This is a genomic window from Salinispora pacifica CNR114, assembly GCF_000514775.1.
Classification (GTDB): domain Bacteria; phylum Actinomycetota; class Actinomycetes; order Mycobacteriales; family Micromonosporaceae; genus Micromonospora; species Micromonospora pacifica.
Map to the genome: position 1 here is coordinate 46,001 of NZ_AZWO01000016.1, position 17,819 is coordinate 63,819.

Below are 17,819 nucleotides of genomic sequence, written 5' to 3' on the forward strand. Positions count from 1 at the left end.
CAAACGGAGGTACTACATGCGACCCACGAGGTTCATGTTGCGTCGTGCCGCGGCAGTGGCCGTGGCCGGAACCCTGGTGGTCGGAGCGCTCGTCGGTAGCCCGGCGCACGCGGCTCCCAATGCTTCACCGGAGGTCGCCGTCGACCTCGCCGAGCAGCTCGGCGATCGCGCCGCCGGTGTATTCGCCGACGCCAATGGCGCAGTCACCGTCGCGGTGACCGACGACGCTGCCGCCCGGCAGGTCGCCAAGGCCGGCGCTACCCCGAAGATCGTCAAGCGGGATGCCGCCGAACTGCGGCGTGCCACCGCCAAGCTGGAAAGCTTGACCACGATTCCCGGCACCGCATGGTGGACGGACCCGGAGACCAACCAGGTCGTCGTCTCCGTCGATAGCACGGTGACCGGCACCAAGTTGGCGCGGGTCGAGGCCGTTGCGGCCCGCATCGGCGGCGCGGTGCGCGTCGAGCAGGAGGTGGGTGTGTACAGCACCCAGATCTCCGGAGGCGAGGCGATCTGGGGCGGCGGCGGTGTGTGCTCGCTCGGCTTCAACGTCCGCAGCGGCAGCAGCTACTACGCTCTCACCGCCGGGCACTGCACCGACGTCGTTTCGAACTGGTACGAAGACAGCGCGCAGACCACCTATCTTGGCCCCACGGTCGGGTCCAGCTTCCCCGGCAACGACTACGGCATCGTGCGCCTCAGCGGCTACGAGCCGGGCAACGTGTACCTCTACAATGGTGGGTACCAGGACATCACCACCGCCGGTAACGCCTTCGTCGGCCAGTCCGTGCGGCGTTCCGGTCGGACCACCGGTCTGCACAGCGGCTCGGTCACCGGGCTCAACGCCACCGTCAACTACCGCGAGGGCACGGTTCGTGGCCTGATCCGCACCAACGTCTGCGCGGAGCGGGGCGACAGCGGTGGCGCGTTGTTCAGTGGCTCCACCGCGGTCGGCCTCACCTCCGGCGGCAGCGGTAACTGCTTCTTCGGTGGCACGACCTTCTTCCAGCCGGTCGTGGAAGCCCTGAACGCCTACGGCGTCGACGTCTACTGATCCAACCGGCTGGGGCGGGGCGCCGGCCGCCATCCGGTGGCCCGCCACAGCCGACGATCAGCAGCTCAGATAGTGCGGTAGCGGGCCCGGTCTCCCCACGGGAGGCCGGGTCCGCTCTCTGGCTGCGGGTCAGCGCTGTTTCGTAAAGGTGACGAACCTGCGCCATGCCGCCGGACCGAAGGTGAGGGCGGGTCCGGTCGGGTCTTTGGAGTCCCGAACACCCACGACACCCGGAAGGTTGTCGGCAACCTCCACGCAGTTCCCTTGACCCGAGCTCCGGCCGGACTTGCGCCACCTCGCATCATTGAGCTTGGTCATAGTACTTCTCCTTGATCGTGTGTAGGGCTTTCCGGGACTCGTCGGCGTCCAGCGCTTGTGCGGTCAGCCCATTCCAGGCGTCAGCGTAGGTTCGCACCTCCGCTATGCGATCGATGTAGAGGGCACCGGACAGCCCTTCATTGTAGACCGTCGTCGGCTCGGAGGGCCGAAGCCCGATTGTGGGGAAGTCCAGGATGACAAAGCTTCCCGAAGTCGCCACCTGGCTGAGCTCGTTGCCGAGGGGCAGCACTCGCACGGAGATGTTCGGGGCCGTGCCGGCGTCGAGCAGTCGATCGATCTGCTCACGCATCCCGGGCACGTTCTTGTGCAGGAGCGCCTCTTCCAGGACGACGTCCAGGGTCGGGGCGGCGGGCCGCTTCCGGTGCAGCAGGCGCTGCCGCTCGGCGCGTAATTCCACGAGCTTCGCCACCTCCTCAGAGGGAAGGTCCGGCCTGGTACGGATGGCCTGCTCGGCGTATGTCGGCGTCTGGAGTAGCCCGGGCACGACGGCATGCTCGTAGGTCCGGATCCGGCTGGCCGCGGACTCCAGCCCGACATACAGCTCGAACCAGCGGGGGATCGCCTCGCCGTAGGAGTGGTACCAGCCCTTACTCTTCGACTCCTTGGCGAGGCTCTTCATGACCTCCGTCATCTCGGCCGACGCGCCATACAGCCGGCACATCTGATCAACGTCCAACACGCGGACGGGCGCCTGTCCCGACTCGATGCGATACATCTTGGCGCGGGACCATTCAAGATCACTGGCAGCGGCTTCCAGCCCGATGGCAGCCTGTTCCCGTGCCTGTCGAAGCAGCCTGCCAAGTTGCCGCCTCGGCACTGTCGATCCGACGTCGGTCATTGGTGGGTGTCTCCCTGTCTCATTCTGATGCGCTGGCCGGCATTTCGTGAGATAGCGATCGCATCATTCCCTAAAAGCGTCGTCCTGCATAGAGGTTCGTAGTCCAAGACGTTGTATTCGAGATCAATCGCGCTGATCGTGGGCCGTAGGGCAGTGGGGAAAGCCACCGCCCGCGGTGGAGCAAGGACAGCAGTACACCTTTCACACAGGAGCATCATGAGGACTGCCACGGAACACCTATCCCACGACCGGCTGCCGCAGCGCACCCGCCGAACCGCGCCGCCCGACCCGACCAGTGGCGAACAGCTCGCGGTCGTGACCGGAATCGATGCGGAGCAACGGCTGCTTCTCGGCCGTGTTGTCGGCTGCGCTGGTGTCGGCTGTGTGCGCCCGAGCGACGACGTGCTCGCGGCCGTGGTGGCGGGGCTCCGGAGGCTGTGATGGCCGACGACAACAACCCCGCCGAGGTGCGGGCCAACCACGATCCGCACGGAGCACCGCCGGTGCCCGACGGCGATCGAGTACGGCGGGTTACCCCGACCGGGCACACCCCGCCACCGACTACCAGACAGAAGACGTTGGCCGTCCTCATCGTGGTGATCGTCGTCGCCGCCATCGTGATCGGGGCGCTGCGGTGACCGCCCAGCCGGCGGATCGTCCGCTATCGGTTGGCCGGGCGGTCGGGGTAGCCCAGGTTGGCTATCCGCCGAGGCTCGACGAGCACGCGCTACGTGTGGTCCTGCTCGCCGCGCTGGCGCGGATCCGGGCCGCCTGATGGCGAACAAGCGGCACCTGCCGATGCGGCCCTTGTGGGGCTGCGACACCTGTCAGGCTGAGTGGCCCTGCCGCTCAGCTCGCCTCGCCCTGTTGGCCGAATACCACGCGGACCGCGTCGCGCTACGCGTCTATCTCGCGGCGCTGATGGCGGAGGCTGATGTACACCTGTCGCAGGTTCACCGGAACGCGGATCTGTATCGCCGGTTCCTGGACTGGGCGTAGCCGCGCCGCGGCCCGGTCAAGCCCGGCGAGCTCGGCGTTCACGTCCGCGAGCCATCGGCGTGTCGGCTGGCCGGCTGGTGGAACCAGCGGTGCAGCACGTTATCCAGATCAGACTGCATGATCGGGTCCTGCGGCCATCGCTGGCCGACTTCCTCGGCGGTACTGGCGACCGGGTCCACGCGGTGTCCGCGTCCACCACGCAGTGCACGAGCCGAAGCTCCGCTACCTCCCCCAACGGTTGCAGGCCCGGCCGCCAGAGCCGATCCTGGAACGCGGCCTCCGCCACGGTCGTCACCCCGGCACGAAGCAGTAGCTCCAGCACGCCGAAGAAGGTCGGTAGGGTCCGCGCCAACTCGTCGACCGCTCCAGCCGTAACAGGCCGGAGGCGGACGTCGACGCGTGCACCATTCCTTCCTTGATCTCGTCCCGGCAGATCGGCGGAGCGCCGATCTGCCGGGCAAGTGTGCGCGAAGATGGTCTTCCCCGAGCCGGGAGGTCCGCTCACGACGACCAGGGTGGGGCGGCCAGTCACCGTACGGTGATAGCGCGACCGGTGATTCGCCTCAGGGTTGTACCCCTGGTTCGGAGCTGAGAAAGACCGCAGCCACGCCGCACCAGACGACGAACATCAGTCCGTAGAGGATGGTGAAGATCCAACCAACCACCACACCAGCGGTGGCCAGCTCCGCTCCGCGTTCGCCCGTCTGGGCGATCTGGTTTTTGGCCTTTTTGCCGAAGTAGATGCCCAACGGCGGGAACACCATCACGCCAAACACCAGCGCGAGAATCGCATAGGTGTTGAATGGCGCAGAATACGGATGGGGCGGATATGGCGGCTGGCCCGGCATCGGGTTCGGTGCCGGCGAGGAGTGCTGAGCCGGCGGTAGGTCTGTCATGTGTTGCCCTCCTGAGGGTGGTGGAGCGTGGGTACGGGCGGGATGGGGCTCCAACCGGCCAGTCAGGGTACCTTCCCGTGTCACGGCACCGAACTGCTTCCAGGGCTGGGCCGGCTACCGACCCTGCCGCACCCGTGGGCAGACACCGCGCCACCCGGCGGACCCGTCGATGAGGGTCATGTCGCGAAGCCGTCCACAACAGATATAACTGGCATGCTCTTGAGGCGGGTCAATCGGTAACCATGCCTGAATAGCGCGCGGAGTACCGCACGGGGAATGGAGCAGGCGTAGAGTGTCGTCGTTCTGGCGTGACGATAGTCCGAGGAGATTCTCATGGTCGATGGTTCCGTCGCACCGACAGTCGCTCCATACCTCGCCTACGAGGATCCGGCGAAGGCCATCGAGTGGCTGATCAACACGTTCGGTTTTACCAAGCTGGCGGTCTTCGACGACGGGCAGGGCCACGTCTACCACGCCGAGCTCCAGGTCGGCGAGCAGGCGCTGATCATGATTAACGGCGCCAATTCGGCCCTGCGGATCGGCGAGCCGTTGTCGCTCGGCGCCGCGTCGGCCGGCACCTTCGTCCGTCGGGAGACGGACACGGAGGTGAGGGAGCTGCACCGCAGGGCGGTGGCCGCCGGTGCGGAGATCCTGCTCGAACCGGAGGTGAAGCCGCATGACTCCTACGAGTTCACCTGCCGTGACCCGCAGGGGCATGTGTGGACCTTCGCGACCTATCGCACCAACCTCGGCTGAGGTCGTCGCGTGGCCTGTGCCGGTTAGTTGAATGTTTCTCCGGCTTTGAGGTAGGGATCGACAGAAACGATCATCGAACCGCGGAACGGCTCGTCGATGCCCTCGACCACGAAGAGCAGGAGGCTGATCATGGTGGCGACGGCGCAGACGAGAACCAGGAGGGCACGTCGGGTCCGGGTGGGGATCAGACAGGACAGCAGAATGACGACCAGTGCGCCGAACAGGAGGGCGAACCACAGCGTCGTCGGAAGCGCGGCAGTGGTGTAGGTGTAGCGGAGCTGGCGCGCTTCGCTCCACTTCTCCAGCTCCCCCAAGGCGAGACTGTTGAGCTGCCCGTCCTTCCCTGACTCTGGATTGAACGTCAGCAACACGTCGTGGACGTTGTTCTCTGCCTTGAGTTCGCCATCCGCGCTGCGCCCTTGTTGGTAGGCGGGCCAGGCCTCGTCGACCATGAAGTCGACATGGGCGTGTAGTAGGCCCTGAAGTTGGGTTCGGGCGGGCTCGGGATGCTTGGACACCGTGCGGTAGAGGGCGCTCAGGTCCGCCGCCTCGGTGGCGACCGCGAGGCCAGCCTGGGTGTAGGTCCCGTACGCGGAGAAGGCGGTCAGGGCGAGCAGGAGCGCGTAGAAGGTGCCGGTGATCATGATGGTGTGCGTGATGAGGTTCAGCCACTTCGGCTCGGCGCTGAACGTCCGCCTGGCTCGCCCGTGTAGCAGGAGCGCACCCAGCACCGCGATTCCGACGAAGAGTGTCAGGAAGATGAGGAACAGCGCCCAGCCCGGTACCAGGTGGCTCCAGTCGCGCACGACAGTTGCTCCTCATCTGCCGGGTGTTTCATGTACAGATGAGAGGAGTGTGCCAACTTTGTCGGCTCTGGTGGTGGGGGTTTCGCGACTGGGTGACAGCGTGGTCGGGTGAAAGTGGTGGAGCCGAGCTGTGCGCGGTGGTGCTTCGGCCTACGCGGCTGTCGTCCCGCCTCCGCTCGCCAGTAGCGCCGCGAGCTGGCTGAGGACGGCCTTGCGAGCCCGGTAGTACACCCAGGTGCCCCGCCGTTCGGCGTCCACGAGTCCCGCTTCGCGCAGGGTCCGGAGGTGGTGCGAGATCGTCGGCCCGCTCAGGTCGAACGCGGGGGTCAGATCGCACACGCACGCCTCGCCGTTCTCGGCCGAAGCGATCATTGACATAAGCTGGAGCCGTACCGGGTCGCCGAGTGCCTTGAACGCCGGAGCGAGTGCGGTGGCGACTTCCGCGGGAAGGCGCTGCTGCGCCAGGGGTGGGCAGCAGGGAGTGTCCTCGCCGAGGACGGTGTGGGGGAGCGGTGTCACTTGCTTCGGCATCCATCTAGGTTGACATTTCTCGAATCAGCCCGCAAGTGGGTCAGCCCGCAGGGGAATCAGCCCGCAAGCGCTGGTTCGACCGGACCAAGTCGAGGAGTGTGCTGATGGACGATACCGCTGTCCGGCCCATGCGCCGCGATGATGCGGAGGTCATCCTACGGATCTACCAGGCGGGCCGCCGGCTGCTGCTCACCACGCTGATCGCCGCCACCGAGGCGGCCGGGATCTGGACTATCCAGTCCGGCATCTTCCCGGAGAACATCGCCAGCCTGGCCCTGCATACCCGATTGGGTTTTCGGGTCGTTGGCACCCGGGAGCGGGTCGGCCGTCAGCACGGCCGGTGGCGCGACGTGGTGCTGCTGGAACGCCGCAGCCCGGCCACCATCTGACGAGTCGAGGGAGCTATGGCCAGGCACATCGTCCTGTTGCGGGGCATCAATGTCGGTAGGCACAACCGGATCGCGATGACCGAGTTCAATGCCCTGCTCACCGGCCTCGGCTACACGGGGGTGCGGACCTTGCTCAACAGCGGGAACGCCGTGGTCACGACGTCGGACCCGGATCCGGCCGCAGCGGCGCGCCGGATCCAGGAGGGGATCAGCGACGCGTTCGGTCTGTCGATCGCCGTCATGGTGCGCAGTCGCGCCCTGGTCGAGTCGGTCATCGAGCGTAACCCCATGCCCGGGGAGGCGGAGCGCGCGCCGAACTTCTTCCACGTGGGATTCTGTGACCCGGCGCCGCCGCGGGAACGCCTGGACTCGATCGACGCCACGAAGCTCGGCGCGGATCGAATCATGGTCCGCGACGGCACGTGCTACCTGTGGTTCGCCGACGGGCCCCAGAACTCCCCCCTCGGCAAGGCGATCCGCGTCCACAAGCTCGGCGCGAACATGACAATGCGCAGTTGGAACACGGTGCGGAAACTGGTCTCCCTCGCCGGCCCGGTCGGCGGGGCTCCCGATCCCGGTTAGCCGAGCTGCGCGACGGCGCCGAGGACCAGGTCGGCTCTGCCATCCAGCGGGCCGCTGAGCTCCAGCACCGGCAGCTCCGGCCAGGCGTCGAGCGGGTCGGCATAGACGAGTTCCAGCAGCGCGTCGTTCATTCGTGCCCGGAGGCCGGGCCATTCCGTTCCGGGGAGCCGGCGCTCCGTCTCGGGTGTGATCACCGTGATGACCAGCAGGTCGAGGTGGGTGAAGGCGGCTCGGAGGGGCGTGTGGCCCGCCTCCTCCGACGGGTCCGCCCCGGTCGCCACCAGGTACGCCAGGTAGTCCAACGGGGTGCGGTCGAAGATCGTGGCGGACGGCGACGGCGGCGAGCAGAGAATTCGGGCCGAGCGTGCCATCAGCGCCCGGTGGTCCGCTGGCGACGGTGGATACTGGAACTCGTACCCCTCCTCCTCGAGCAGGTAGTACGGCTCGTCCACCGCCACATGGCCCGGCAACCGGGCGCACAGCGCCTCGACCAGTGTCGTCTTTCCGGTCCCGTGCGTCCCGGAGACCCCGATCCTCATTCGTACGTGCTCCTCGGGTCTGGGCCGGGCGGTGGGCGAGGGGTGGAACGGGCAGGTGTCGGGGCGAGGGGTCAGGGCTTCGGTACGTCGGTGAACAGGTCGATCAGTTCGCCGATGCGGTGGTCGGCCTCGGCCGGGTGCCGGAATCGGCCGGCTGGGTTGACGGTGTACGCGTTGCGCCGGCCAACCCGCTCTCGGTGCAGGTAGCCGGCGGCTTCCAGGTCGGCGACGATGGCCTGTGCGGCGCGTTCGGTGATGCCGACAGCGGTGGCGACATCGCGCAGTCGCGTCGTCGGCTCTCGGGCGATGGCCAGCAGCACATGTGCGTGATTGGTCAGGAAGGTCCACCCCTTCGCCCCGTCGGTCGCCCTGGGCTGGGCCGCCTGTGCCATGATCACCATCCCGTCGTTGTCCGGTGTGTTGCCCGCCAATATAGGCACCCCAAGTCGCGAGTGCAGCATCGTGGCCACAGCGCGACGGAGCTTACATGGGAACTATACTTCGTGAATACTGAAGCGCAGTTCGGGCTGTTCGTGGTGTTGATCGCGGTCGAGGCAACCGACCCGATCTTCGCTGCTGTCAGCCACGACCGGGCGCTGCTGGACCAGATGGAGCGCATCGCCGAGTTGACCTCGGGTGGGGTCCGGTTCTTTCTTCCCAAGGTCATCGCCGGTGGCCCGCAGCGCGCACCAAGGGGGCTGCGGGCGCACTTCATGGCGGTGGGACTGGGCCAGGTAGCTGTCCGTCCGCCATGCGCAGGGAGCGGGCCAGGATGCGCGCGTTGCGGCCGGGGTCCAGGGACTGCGTCCAGGCGGCCGGGGCCAGGCTGGGGCAGGCCAGGACAAAGCCGTGGCGGAGGAAGAGCCGGCCGCTTCCGGTGGTGGCGGTGAACAGCGTCGGCAGCGAGCGGCTCCGCGCCCTGGCGAACGCCGCGTGCAGCAGGCGGGCGCCGATGCCCGATCTCTGTCGGTGGGCAGCGACGCAGAAGTTGTACAGCACACCGGCGGCGGGGTGTTCGTTCAGTCCGACGCAGGCTTCGATGGTTCCGTCGGGAGCTTGGGCGACAAGAAACTCTGATGCCCTCGACAGGTAGAGGGACAGGGGGCGTTCGCGGAGCGCTCCGGTGTGGGCGAACGGCGAGGAGAGCGCGGCGAGTGTGGTGCCGTCCCCCTCGTGCGCTGGTCGTACCAAGAATTCGGAGGTGCGGTGCGATCGGGTGGCGGGCGCTCTGGGCGGCAGCACGGTGGGGAGGCAGGGGAACTGCGTGGCCGTGGTCAAGGCGTTCCTTCCTTGGGTTGCACCGTTCACGGCCGCGAGGATCTCCCGGACGCGAGTCCGGATGACGCGGTGGCTTGCCGAGACCCCGACGGCAAAGGTAAGGCTAACCTTACCTTTGGATTGAGCCAAGTCGACCCGCGTGGCCGGTACGGCCCACCTGGTGGCCGGAGAGGGCCAGCGCGTCGGTGACGCGGCTACCCGGGAGGGGCCTCGAGGATGGGGCCAGTGCTCACGACCGTCCTGGCGGGAGGAAGCCGCTGCGGAAGGTTCATCCGACCGATCACAGCTTCTTCCCCATCGCCGCCTCGTGTCCGTCGACGAATGTCGCCACGACCTCGATGCCGCCAATCCGGGAGGGATCGATGTGCCGTGGGTCATCTCCCAGGACGACGAGGTCGGCGCGCTTTCCCGGAGTGAGGCTGCCCGCGCTGTCGTCCCATCGGCACGCATAGGCGCCGGCGACTGTGTAGGCGCGCAGCGCCTCTTCGACGGTGATGGCCTCATCGGGCCCGACCAGCCGGCCGGAGACGGAGCCGCGCTCGACCATGAACTGGATGGCCCGCAGCGGCGACCCGTCCGTGACGGGCCGGTCAGAGCTGCCCACGAGCGTCACTCCGTGGTCCAGGAATCCTCGGCCCCGGTACATCCAGGGTGCCCGCCTCTCGCCCATCACCTCGGCGTAATCGTCCCCGAAGGAGTACAGGAAGGTTGGCTGGACGACGGCGCTGAGGCCCAGGCGCGCGAAGCGCGGGAGCTGGTCGGGGCGGATCAGCCCGGCGTGCTCGATCCGGTGTCGGGCGTCCGGGCGGGGCCGCCGCCTCTGGGCCCGCTCCACCGCGTCAAGCGCCAGGTCGGCGGCACGGTCGCCGATGGCATGGATGGCGAGCTGCCAGCCGGCGAGGTGGCCGTCCACGATGAGCTGGGCGAGGCGGTCGGGATCGTCCTGGAGTTGCCCGTTGTGGTCCATGCCCGCATACGGGGCGGTGAGTGCGGCGGTACGGGCCATCATGCCGCCGTCGGTGTAGATCTTGAGCGCCCCCAGTGACAGCCAGTCGTCGCCGAACCCGGTGCGCAGCCCCAGGTCCAGGGAACGGGGGATGCCGTCATCCCGGTGCGCCTCGAGTGGGCGTAACGTGTCGCCCGCCGCCATCAGCTGGACCCGCAGGGGTAACCGTCCCTGGTCTCGCAGCAGCTGATAGGCGCCGAGCTCAACCGGGCTGTGTCCCAGCAGACCGCCGCCGATGCCCGCCTCAGCGACAGCGGTCACCCCTTCGGCCAGGCAGGTGCGGGCAGCGCGCTCGACGGCGTCGGCGAGTTCGGTCTGGGCGTAGGGCAGCCGGAGCCGCCGCGCGGCGGCCATGGCGCCTTCGGCCAGGAACCCGTCCTGGTGCGGGATGTCGGCGGGGAGCAGGTCCAGGACCGCGCTGTTGACGACACATCCGTGGCCAGAGTCGTGCATCAGGAATACCCTGCGCCCGCGACTGACCGTGTCCAGCTCGGCCGCGGTCAGGTGGCGGCCCAGGGTCCGCTGGTCATAGCCCATCACGTCCACCCAGGCGCTGATCCCGTCGGTGCGGGAGGCGGCCTCCGCCACGACCGCCAGCACGTCGTCGATCCGCGTGAGCGAGGCGACGCTCGGGGTGCTCTGCTTCAGCCCGGCCCATGCCAGGTGGACATGGCTGTCGATGAATCCGGGCAGCACGGTGGCGCCCCGCAGGTCGATGACCTCACGGACCGGGAGGGAGGTCACCGCCTCGTCCAGGCCCACGATCCGGCCCCGCCAGATGCCCAGGTCGTGGGCGACCGGATGGTCCGGGTCCATGGTGAGGATGTTCGCGTTCGTCAGCCTTGTGCAGAGCATGGGCAGTCCGTCTGTTGCTAGGAGGCCTCAGCCAGTATGGCGCCGGCGACGGTTTGGGCAGTGTCGGCCGAGCCAGCTTCGGGCTGGTACCACTTTGGTGCGGCGGGCACCATCAGGGGTGTGCCGGTCTCGGGGTCGTCGATGATCCGGCAGGGCAGTCCGTAGACGTCCTCCACCAGTTCGGCGGTCATGACGCTGGCCGGATCGCCCTGGGCGGCGATGGTGCCACCCGCCCGCATGACGATCAGGTGGGTCGCGTAGCGGCAGGCCTGGTTGAGGTCGTGCAGGATCGCGACGATCGTGTGCCCCTTGCGCGCGTGCAGGCCGGCGCACAGGTCCAGCACCTCGACCTGGTGCGCGACGTCCAGGAAGGTGGTGGGCTCGTCCAGCAGCAGGATGGATGTCTGCTGGGCCAGCACCATGGCGAGCCAGACGCGCTGGCGCTGGCCGCCCGAGAGGTCGTCCACGGGCCGGTCCGCGAGGTCGAGGACACCGGTCTGGCGCAGCGCCTCCGCCACCGCCTCCTCGTCTTCGGCGGACCACTGTTTGAGTAGCCGCTGGTGCGGATAGCGGCCCCGGGCTACCAGGTCGCCGACGGTGATGCCGCCAGGCGCGTTGGAGGACTGCGGAAGCAGTCCGAGCCGCCGGGCCACTTCCCGGGACCGGTACGAAGAGATGGCCCGCCCGTCCAGGTAGACCTGGCCGGCCGCCGGCCTGAGCATTCGCGTGAGGGCCTTGAGTAGCGTGGACTTGCCGCAGGCGTTGGGCCCGAGGATCACGGTGAACGAGTGGTCGGGAATGTCGACGCCGAGGGAACTGGCCACCGTCCGTCGGTCGTAGGACAGCGTGAGGTCCTCGGCGCGTAGGCGGGGCGTCGGGGTGTTCGGTCGGGTCATGAGCGGCTCTTTCGCGACTCGGTGATCAGTAGCCAGATGAGGTACAACCCGCCGATGGTCCCGGTCGCAGTGCCCACCGGGAGGAGCGCGGGCGCGAAGAGGCGCTGCACGGCCAGGTCGCTTAGGGCGAGCAGCAGGGCACCCATGACAGCGGAGGACACGAGCCCTGGGGCGGACGAGCGGGTGAGCCCTCGGGCCAGTTGGGGCGCGGCGAGCGCGATGAACAGGATCGGGCCGGTCACCGCGGTGGCGAACGCGGCCAGGGCGACGCTGATGACGAGCAGGATGGCGCGGGTGCGGGTCACGTTGACGCCCAGGGCTGTCGCGATGCCGTCACCCATCTCCACCATCGACAGGCGGCGGGAGAGGAAGAGGGCAGGCGGAAGCAGGACAAGGACGGCCAGGCCGATGGCGCTCGCATGGACCCAGCCGCGATTGCCCAGGCTTCCCACCAGCCACGCCTGCGCCTCCAGCGCCTCTTGCCAGCTGGCCCTGGTGATCAGGTACGAGTTGAGGGCCAGCAGCAGTGCGCTGACACCGATGCCGACGACCACCAGCCGGAAGCCCTGCAGTCCGCGGCCGAGTAGCAGCAGGGAGATGGCCGCGGCGGTGGCCAGACCGCCGGCCAGCGCACCGAGCGCGATCTGCGTCATGCTGCCGTGCCATACGACGATGACCAGCAGGGCACCGGTGGCCGAGCCGTTGGTGAAGCCGATGATGTCGGGCGTGCCGAGTGAGTTGCCGGTCAAGCTCTGCAGGATTGCGCCGCTCACCGCGAGGGCCGCACCGACACACACGGCGGTAAGCAGCCGGGGCATGCGCACAGTGTTCACAATGAAGTCGGCGATCCCGGTGTCGTTGCCGGTCAGGGCCTTGACCACCTCTCCGATGGAGAGTTCGAAGTCCCCGGTGGTCAGGATGGCGCCCATGACGACGACGAGTGCGAGGAGTAGGGCTGCCGTGCCGGCCGCGGCGCGTCCCTGGAACCGCAGGGACAGGCCGCCACCCCGGGTGCGGACGACCCTTCCGGTGACGATCCGGGGTCGCGACGGGGCTGGGTAGGCCGCGGGTGTCGGGGGCTTCCGGTGCGGGCCCGGGGTGGGAGCGGGGGCGGCGGTCTCCGGTACGGCCTTCACAGCATGACCAGCTTCCGGCGACGGCACAACGCGATGAACAGCGGGGCGCCGAGGACAGCGGTGACGATGCCGACCTCGATCTCGCCGGGGGCGCCGGCGACCCGGCCGAGGACGTCGGCCCCCAGCAGTAGGACGGGCGCGAACAGCATCGAGTAGGCGATCACCAATCGCTGGTCGGCGCCCACGACGAAGCGGGCGACGTGCGGTACGACCAGACCCACGAAGCCGATCGGGCCCGCCGCGGCGGTCGCCGCGCCGCACAGCAGGATCACGGCAAGCAGGCCGAGTGCCCGGGAACGGCTGACGTTCACACCCAGTGCACGACCCATCTGGTCACCCATGGCCAGGGCGTTCAGGGCAGGGGCTAGGCCGAGCGCGAGGAGCATGCCCACCACGACGAACGGCAGAACGATCAGCACGACGTCCATGTTCCGGCCGGCCAGCGCCCCGGCCGTCCAGAACCGGAACTGGTTGAAGGCAAGCGGGTTCAGCAGTAGCACGGCGTAGTTGAGGGCGAAGAGCACCGCGGTCACCGCGGCTCCGGCAACCACCAGTCGGTCCGGTGTCGCCAGGGAGCGTCCGAACGAGCCCAGTACGTAGACGAGTACGGACGCCAGCGCCGCGCCGAGGAAGGCGAACCAGACGTAGCCGAGGACGCTGCCGACACCGAGGAAGGCGATGGCCACGACGACTCCGCTGGATGCGCCCAGACTCACGCCGAGCAGGCCGGGGTCGGCAAGTGGGTTGCGGGTCAGTGACTGCATCAGCGCGCCGGATAGCCCGAGGGCCACACCGACGAGAAGCCCGAGGATGGTCCGGGGGATCCGGTAGTCGTGGATGATGATCGCGGCCTCGGAACCGTCAGGGTGCCACAGCAGGTGCCAGGTGGCGCTGAAGGGGATGCCCCGGGTACCCACCCACACGCTGAGCAGCCCGAGGAAGATGAGCGCGGCGAGGGTGAGAAGAATCCCCGTGCCACGGAGCGCGATCACGGACCGGCGGATCCTCGGCGCGACCGGGGCATCGGCCGCGCTCCCGGATTCCGCCCGGGCTTCGACCGACAACGACAACTCCCCTGGCGGCAACGCGTGTTACGACAAGTCAGGGCGCTCGAAGGGAATGAGCCGTCTTGACTTAGGTGAGCCTAACCGAACGACCGGCGTAAGGTCAATGCGATGGACCGGCGGCGGGCGCGCGTAGGTACCGGCTGTCTCGGCCGGGCTCACCTGCTTAAGGTAGCCTCACCTAACTTGTCGCCCACCTTGGCGGAGGTGCCGGATGTCCCTGGGGGGACCGACCGAGGGCGGGCCCACGGGGGCCCGAGTCCTCCGGAACACGATCGGGGGTCAGCGCCGACGCCTTGCCGGCGCCTCGCTCCTCGGCATGGCACACCAGGCCTGCGAGGCCCTCGTCCCGGTCGTCATCGGCCTGATCATCGACCGGGCTGTGACCACCGGCGACGCCAGCTCGCTCCTGAGCTGGCTGCTCGTCCTCGCCGGCCTCTTTCTCGTCCTGTCCACAAGCTACCGGACCGCCGCCCTCATCACCGACGGCGCCGGCGAGCACGCGGCGCACCGGCTGCGCATCGCCATCGGCGCCCGCGTGCTCGACCCCCGCGGTGGGGCGGACGCCGGCAGGCTCCCCGGCGCGCTGACTGCCATAGCCACCGGTGACGCCACCCGTGTCGGAGCGGTCGCGGCAGCCGTGCCGTACGCGGTATCAGCACTCACCGGCCTGACCGTCAGCGCGGTCATGCTGCTCCGGGTGTCAGTACCGCTCGGCCTGCTCGTCTTGCTCGGTGTCCCGCCCCTGCTCTGGCTGGGCCATCGGATCAGCCAGCCCCTCGAACAGCGCAGTGAGATCGAGCAGGAACGCGCGGCCCACGCCTCTGGCGTCGCCGCAGACCTCGTCGCGGGCCTGCGGGTCCTCAAGGGCATCGGGGCGGAAACGGCCGCCCACTCCCGCTACCGGCGCACCAGCCAGGACTCCCTGACCGCCGCGTTGCGGGCCGCCCGCAGCCGAGCCTGGCACGATGGTGCGATCCTCGCCCTCACGGGCGTCTTCATCGCGGTCATCGGGCTGGTGGGAGCGCACCTGGCCATGAGCGGCGCGATCAGCGTGGGCGAACTGGTGGCCGCCGTCGGACTTGCCCAGTACCTGCTCGGCCCCTTCCAACTGCTCACCTACGTCAACGGCGAGTTCGCCCTGGGCCGCGCCTCCGCCGACCGGATCGCCGACGTGCTCTCCTCGCCACCCGCCGTGCCAACCGGCGAGGCGGTGCCGACCAGTCCGACCGCTGGGCGGGTCCGGCTGCGCGGACTCGGACACGGCGCCCTGCACAACGTCGACCTGGACATCGCCCCCGGCTCCACCGTCGGCGTCGTCGCGAAGGATCCAGCAGCGGCGCACGACCTGCTGCTCTGCCTAGGCCGGGAACTCGACCCCGACGAGGGCACCGTCGAACTCGACGGCGTGCGGCTGACCGAACTGGATCCCGTCAGCGTCCGCCGCGCGATCCTGGTCGCCCACCACGATGCCGACCTGTTCGAGGCCAGCCTCCTCGACAACGTGCGGGCCGGAACAGATGCCGACGAGGCCGACCTCGCCCCGGCCCTCTCCGCGGCGGCGGCCGACGATGTCGCACGCGCCCTGCCCGAGGGCGCGGCCACCGTCCTCACCGAACGCGGCCGCTCCCTCTCCGGCGGCCAGCGCCAGCGCGTGGCGCTGGCCCGGGCTATCGCCGCCGACCCCCCGGTGCTCGTCGTTCACGACCCGACTGTCGCCGTCGACACCGTCACCGAATCCCGCATCGCGTCCCGCCTGCGCGCAGTGCGGGACGGCCGTACGACGATCCTGGTCACCAGCAGCCCGACACTACTCGCGGAGACCGACCGCGTGGTGATGCTCGACGGGGGCATCGTGGCCGCCGAGGGTCACCACGGCGAACTCGTCGCCGGTTGCGAGGCGTACCGCTCGGCGGTGCTTGGATGACGGATACGAATGGTCAACCGGTGGGCGACGGCCCGACGCGAACGAAGGACCCGAGATGAGCGGACCCGCTGCGGGCAGAACCAGCGAACGCGATACCAGCCGCGAACTGCTGCCCACCGCGACTGGCGCCCAGACGCTCGCCGCCCTCGGCGCGCCGCTGCGGAGGCACCGGCTCCTCGCCGCTCTCGCGATCGGCGTACTGGTCACCGGGACCGGCATCGGTCTGCTGACCGCCCCGCTGCTCGGACGCCTCGTCGATCTGGTCGTCGCCCAACGCGGCACGAGCGCACTGACCGTACCGATGGTGCTGCTTGTGGCGGTCGCCGTTGCCCGGGGCGTGGCCGCCGGGATCGGCCGCTCCCTTGTGGCCCGCCTTGGCGAGATCGTCCTCGCGGACCTGCGCGAGCGGTTCGTCGGCCGGGCACTGCGCCTGCCCCTCGACCGGGTCGAGCGGGCCGGATCGGGCGACCTGACCTCCCGGGTGACCGGTGACGTCATGATGATCACAAAGGCGGTGCGGGTGGCCCTGCCCGAATTCGCCGCCGCTCTGCTGACCATCGTGCTGACACTGGCCGGCCTCGCGGTGCTGGACTGGCGCTTCCTGGTCGCCGTACTGCTGGCGGTGCCGGTGCACATCCTGACGGTCCGTTGGTACATCCCGCGTGCCGCCTCTGTGTACGCCCGGCACCGGGTCGCGGGCGGCGCCCTCCAGCACCAACTCCTCGACAGCATCGGCGGCGTCCGCACCGTACGTGCGTTCCGGCTGACCGGGGCGCACGCGCAGTCGTTGGAGCGGCGGTCCCGGGAGGCCGTCGACCTCGCGCTGCGTGGGATACGGTTGGTCGCCGGCTTCTTCTCCCGGCTCAACGCAGGCGAGTTCGTCGGCTTGGCGGCGGTCCTTGTGACGGGTTTCCTGCTGGTGGACGCCGGCTCGGTGAGCATCGGCACGGCGACCGCGGCGGCATTGTACTTCCACGGCCTCTTCAACCCCATCAATGCCGCTCTCTTTCTCATCGACGACGTCCAGTCAGCGGGCGCCAGCCTGGCCCGCATCGTGGGTGTGTCGAATCTGCCGGCAGAGCCCGGGTCCACCTCAGGAAGCGGGCCGGCGCCGGCGGACAGCTCGGTCAAGATCTCCGCACTCCGGCACGCGTACGTCGACGGTCACCCAGTCCTCAGCGATGTGGACCTGGAGGTCCGCAGCGGCGAACGGGTGGCGCTGGTCGGCGCGAGCGGGGCTGGGAAGACCACCCTCGCGAAGCTGCTCGCGGGCATCCACGAGCCGGCGGGCGGTTCGATCGTCATCGGCGGGATCGACACCAGGGACCTCGGCCCGACCGGGGTCCGGCGCGCCGTGACACTGGTCAGTCAGGAGGTGCACGTCTTCGCGGGCCCACTGGCCGAGGACCTGCGGCTGGCCCGGCCCCAGGCCACGGATGAGGAACTGCGGGCCGCACTGACCCGCGTGGACGCCCTCGACTGGGTCGAGGCACTTCCCGAAGGTCTCGCCACCGTCGTCGGTGAGGGCGGCCACCGCCTCACGGTCACCCAGGCCCAGCATCTGGCCCTGGCGCGGCTGGTCCTGGCGGATCCGACAATCGCCATCCTCGACGAGGCGACGGCCGATGCCGGCAGCGCCGGGGCCCGTGTCCTGGAGTCGGCGGCGGTTCGCGCCCTGGAGGGTCGGACGGGCCTGATAGTGGCACACCGACTCCCCCAGGCCGCCACCGCTGACCGCGTCGTCGTACTCGACAGCGGTCGGGTCGTGGAGACCGGCACGCACGACGAACTTGTCGCGGCGGACGGCCGCTATGCGGCCCTCTGGGCTGCCTGGTCCGACAGCCGCCGAGATCAGCCGCTGCCCACGCAGCGCGAGGCGGCGGACTAGGTCCTGACCGAACGGTCGTTCTGCCCACCACCGGCTCGCC

General features: G+C 69.1%; 23 protein-coding genes and 1 pseudogene. 10 read left to right on the plus strand and 14 right to left on the minus strand.

The window, feature by feature from the left end:
- Positions 1-16 precede the first annotated feature (16 nt).
- Positions 17-1,054: a S1 family peptidase gene (locus tag B118_RS0111615; RefSeq protein ID WP_028192792.1), complete on the plus strand. Its 1,038-nt coding sequence runs from the start codon at positions 17-19 to the stop codon at positions 1,052-1,054.
- A gap of 129 nt (positions 1,055-1,183) precedes the next feature.
- Here B118_RS0111615 and B118_RS30260 read toward each other — a convergent pair whose 3' ends face one another.
- Both B118_RS30260 and B118_RS0111620 read right to left on the minus strand, forming a co-directional pair.
- Positions 1,184-1,372, minus strand: a complete 189-nt coding sequence (locus B118_RS30260; RefSeq protein WP_027645747.1) for a DUF397 domain-containing protein — start codon at positions 1,370-1,372, stop codon at positions 1,184-1,186.
- A complete protein-coding gene (locus B118_RS0111620) occupies positions 1,356-2,231 on the minus strand; it encodes a helix-turn-helix domain-containing protein (RefSeq protein WP_080645023.1) in 876 nt (291 codons plus the stop codon). Before B118_RS0111620 ends, B118_RS30260 begins: the two co-directional genes overlap by 17 nt.
- A gap of 216 nt (positions 2,232-2,447) precedes the next feature.
- Between B118_RS0111620 and B118_RS0111625 the strand changes: the two genes are divergently transcribed.
- From B118_RS0111625 to B118_RS0111640, 4 genes are read left to right on the plus strand one after another with little or no spacing between them, the layout of a single operon-like run.
- A complete protein-coding gene (locus B118_RS0111625) occupies positions 2,448-2,672 on the plus strand; it encodes a hypothetical protein (protein ID WP_018811292.1) in 225 nt (74 codons plus the stop codon).
- Positions 2,672-2,869 (plus strand): hypothetical protein, encoded by a 198-nt coding sequence (locus B118_RS0111630; RefSeq protein WP_018811291.1) that lies wholly within the window; start codon positions 2,672-2,674, stop codon positions 2,867-2,869. Before B118_RS0111625 ends, B118_RS0111630 begins: the two co-directional genes overlap by 1 nt.
- Positions 2,866-3,006, plus strand: a complete 141-nt coding sequence (locus B118_RS32365; protein WP_018223520.1) for a hypothetical protein — start codon at positions 2,866-2,868, stop codon at positions 3,004-3,006. The genes B118_RS0111630 and B118_RS32365 overlap by 4 nt, the downstream gene beginning before the upstream one ends.
- A complete protein-coding gene (locus B118_RS0111640) occupies positions 3,006-3,230 on the plus strand; it encodes a hypothetical protein (protein ID WP_018223521.1) in 225 nt (74 codons plus the stop codon). Before B118_RS32365 ends, B118_RS0111640 begins: the two co-directional genes overlap by 1 nt.
- Before the next feature lie 38 nt (positions 3,231-3,268).
- Here the strand turns inward: B118_RS0111640 and B118_RS32370 are convergent, their stop codons facing one another.
- The 3 genes and pseudogenes from B118_RS32370 to B118_RS0111650 all read right to left on the minus strand — a co-directional run bounded on the left by B118_RS32370 (position 3,269) and on the right by B118_RS0111650 (position 4,078).
- The gene (locus B118_RS32370) at positions 3,269-3,409 is read right to left on the minus strand and encodes a hypothetical protein (RefSeq protein ID WP_018811290.1); all 141 of its coding nucleotides are present in this window, start codon (positions 3,407-3,409) and stop codon (positions 3,269-3,271) included.
- Positions 3,400-3,762 (minus strand): annotated as a pseudogene (locus tag B118_RS33635) (P-loop nucleotide/nucleoside kinase family protein); the annotation flags it as partial. The gene B118_RS32370 and the pseudogene B118_RS33635, both read right to left, overlap by 10 nt.
- Before the next feature lie 31 nt (positions 3,763-3,793).
- Positions 3,794-4,078 carry a DUF4190 domain-containing protein gene (locus tag B118_RS0111650; protein ID WP_018811289.1) on the minus strand — a complete coding sequence of 95 codons (285 nt, stop codon included), beginning with the start codon at positions 4,076-4,078 and terminating at the stop codon, positions 3,794-3,796.
- Positions 4,079-4,459: 381 nt separating this feature from the next.
- On the opposite strand from B118_RS0111650, the gene B118_RS0111655 reads away from it, so the two are divergent.
- Positions 4,460-4,882, plus strand: coding sequence for a VOC family protein (locus B118_RS0111655; RefSeq protein WP_018811288.1), 423 nt, complete (start codon positions 4,460-4,462; stop codon positions 4,880-4,882).
- Between the two features lie 23 nt (positions 4,883-4,905).
- Here B118_RS0111655 and B118_RS0111660 read toward each other — a convergent pair whose 3' ends face one another.
- Positions 4,906-5,688 carry a bestrophin-like domain gene (locus B118_RS0111660; protein WP_018223524.1) on the minus strand — a complete coding sequence of 261 codons (783 nt, stop codon included), beginning with the start codon at positions 5,686-5,688 and terminating at the stop codon, positions 4,906-4,908.
- Positions 5,689-5,838: 150 nt separating this feature from the next.
- On the minus strand, positions 5,839-6,219 hold the full coding sequence (locus B118_RS0111665) for an ArsR/SmtB family transcription factor (protein ID WP_027647750.1): 381 nt from the start codon (positions 6,217-6,219) through the stop codon (positions 5,839-5,841).
- Between the two features lie 98 nt (positions 6,220-6,317).
- Here B118_RS0111665 and B118_RS0111670 point away from each other — a divergent pair, with 98 nt between their 5' ends.
- Together B118_RS0111670 and B118_RS0111675 are read left to right on the plus strand one after the other, a co-directional pair.
- Positions 6,318-6,608, plus strand: a complete 291-nt coding sequence (locus tag B118_RS0111670) for a GNAT family N-acetyltransferase (RefSeq protein ID WP_018811286.1) — start codon at positions 6,318-6,320, stop codon at positions 6,606-6,608.
- A 15-nt stretch (positions 6,609-6,623) separates the two neighbouring features.
- Positions 6,624-7,190, plus strand: a complete 567-nt coding sequence (locus B118_RS0111675) for a DUF1697 domain-containing protein (RefSeq protein WP_018811285.1) — start codon at positions 6,624-6,626, stop codon at positions 7,188-7,190.
- On the opposite strand, the gene B118_RS0111680 is transcribed toward B118_RS0111675, so the two are convergent.
- From B118_RS0111680 to B118_RS0111710, 7 genes are all read right to left on the minus strand, one after another.
- Positions 7,187-7,729 carry an AAA family ATPase gene (locus B118_RS0111680; RefSeq protein ID WP_018223528.1) on the minus strand — a complete coding sequence of 181 codons (543 nt, stop codon included), beginning with the start codon at positions 7,727-7,729 and terminating at the stop codon, positions 7,187-7,189. The two genes, B118_RS0111675 and B118_RS0111680, sit on opposite strands and share 4 nt — an antisense overlap.
- A 71-nt stretch (positions 7,730-7,800) precedes the next feature.
- Positions 7,801-8,130 (minus strand): helix-turn-helix transcriptional regulator, encoded by a 330-nt coding sequence (locus tag B118_RS0111685; RefSeq protein WP_018223529.1) that lies wholly within the window; start codon positions 8,128-8,130, stop codon positions 7,801-7,803.
- A gap of 310 nt (positions 8,131-8,440) precedes the next feature.
- Complete coding sequence (locus tag B118_RS0111690) at positions 8,441-9,007, minus strand: GNAT family N-acetyltransferase (protein WP_018811284.1); 567 nt, start codon at positions 9,005-9,007, stop codon at positions 8,441-8,443.
- A gap of 280 nt (positions 9,008-9,287) precedes the next feature.
- Positions 9,288-10,868, minus strand: a complete 1,581-nt coding sequence (locus B118_RS0111695; RefSeq protein WP_028192793.1) for an amidohydrolase — start codon at positions 10,866-10,868, stop codon at positions 9,288-9,290.
- Between the two features lie 17 nt (positions 10,869-10,885).
- Positions 10,886-11,764: an ABC transporter ATP-binding protein gene (locus B118_RS0111700; protein ID WP_018223532.1), complete on the minus strand. Its 879-nt coding sequence runs from the start codon at positions 11,762-11,764 to the stop codon at positions 10,886-10,888.
- Positions 11,761-12,900: a FecCD family ABC transporter permease gene (locus tag B118_RS0111705; RefSeq protein WP_018811282.1), complete on the minus strand. Its 1,140-nt coding sequence runs from the start codon at positions 12,898-12,900 to the stop codon at positions 11,761-11,763. Before B118_RS0111705 ends, B118_RS0111700 begins: the two co-directional genes overlap by 4 nt.
- The gene (locus B118_RS0111710) at positions 12,897-13,892 is read right to left on the minus strand and encodes a FecCD family ABC transporter permease (RefSeq protein WP_018827900.1); all 996 of its coding nucleotides are present in this window, start codon (positions 13,890-13,892) and stop codon (positions 12,897-12,899) included. The genes B118_RS0111705 and B118_RS0111710 overlap by 4 nt, the downstream gene beginning before the upstream one ends.
- Before the next feature lie 391 nt (positions 13,893-14,283).
- On the opposite strand from B118_RS0111710, the gene B118_RS0111715 reads away from it, so the two are divergent.
- Positions 14,284-15,891: an ABC transporter transmembrane domain-containing protein gene (locus B118_RS0111715; RefSeq protein ID WP_043541231.1), complete on the plus strand. Its 1,608-nt coding sequence runs from the start codon at positions 14,284-14,286 to the stop codon at positions 15,889-15,891.
- A 55-nt stretch (positions 15,892-15,946) separates the two neighbouring features.
- Entirely contained in the window at positions 15,947-17,779 is a 1,833-nt protein-coding gene (locus B118_RS0111720; protein ID WP_028192795.1) for an ABC transporter ATP-binding protein, read from the plus strand.
- Positions 17,780-17,819: the final 40 nt, after the last annotated feature.

What these genes read in the sequence shown, in the direction of transcription:
- B118_RS0111675 (WP_018811285.1), top strand. Translation starts at nt 6,624, where the DNA reads ATGGCCAGGCACATCGTCCTGTTGCGGGGCATCAATGTCGGTAGGCAC.
- B118_RS0111630 (WP_018811291.1), top strand. Translation starts at nt 2,672, where the DNA reads ATGGCCGACGACAACAACCCCGCCGAGGTGCGGGCCAACCACGATCCG.
- B118_RS0111695 (WP_028192793.1), bottom strand. Translation starts at nt 10,868, where the DNA reads ATGCTCTGCACAAGGCTGACGAACGCGAACATCCTCACCATGGACCCG.
- B118_RS0111655 (WP_018811288.1), top strand. Translation starts at nt 4,460, where the DNA reads ATGGTCGATGGTTCCGTCGCACCGACAGTCGCTCCATACCTCGCCTAC.
- B118_RS0111700 (WP_018223532.1), bottom strand. Translation starts at nt 11,764, where the DNA reads ATGACCCGACCGAACACCCCGACGCCCCGCCTACGCGCCGAGGACCTC.
- B118_RS0111715 (WP_043541231.1), top strand. Translation starts at nt 14,284, where the DNA reads ATGGCACACCAGGCCTGCGAGGCCCTCGTCCCGGTCGTCATCGGCCTG.
- B118_RS0111650 (WP_018811289.1), bottom strand. Translation starts at nt 4,078, where the DNA reads ATGCCGGGCCAGCCGCCATATCCGCCCCATCCGTATTCTGCGCCATTC.
- B118_RS0111680 (WP_018223528.1), bottom strand. Translation starts at nt 7,729, where the DNA reads ATGAGGATCGGGGTCTCCGGGACGCACGGGACCGGAAAGACGACACTG.
- B118_RS0111685 (WP_018223529.1), bottom strand. Translation starts at nt 8,130, where the DNA reads ATGGTGATCATGGCACAGGCGGCCCAGCCCAGGGCGACCGACGGGGCG.
- B118_RS0111615 (WP_028192792.1), top strand. Translation starts at nt 17, where the DNA reads ATGCGACCCACGAGGTTCATGTTGCGTCGTGCCGCGGCAGTGGCCGTG.
- B118_RS0111625 (WP_018811292.1), top strand. Translation starts at nt 2,448, where the DNA reads ATGAGGACTGCCACGGAACACCTATCCCACGACCGGCTGCCGCAGCGC.
- B118_RS0111720 (WP_028192795.1), top strand. Translation starts at nt 15,947, where the DNA reads ATGAGCGGACCCGCTGCGGGCAGAACCAGCGAACGCGATACCAGCCGC.
- B118_RS0111620 (WP_080645023.1), bottom strand. Translation starts at nt 2,231, where the DNA reads ATGACCGACGTCGGATCGACAGTGCCGAGGCGGCAACTTGGCAGGCTG.
- B118_RS0111640 (WP_018223521.1), top strand. Translation starts at nt 3,006, where the DNA reads ATGGCGAACAAGCGGCACCTGCCGATGCGGCCCTTGTGGGGCTGCGAC.
- B118_RS30260 (WP_027645747.1), bottom strand. Translation starts at nt 1,372, where the DNA reads ATGACCAAGCTCAATGATGCGAGGTGGCGCAAGTCCGGCCGGAGCTCG.
- B118_RS0111665 (WP_027647750.1), bottom strand. Translation starts at nt 6,219, where the DNA reads ATGCCGAAGCAAGTGACACCGCTCCCCCACACCGTCCTCGGCGAGGAC.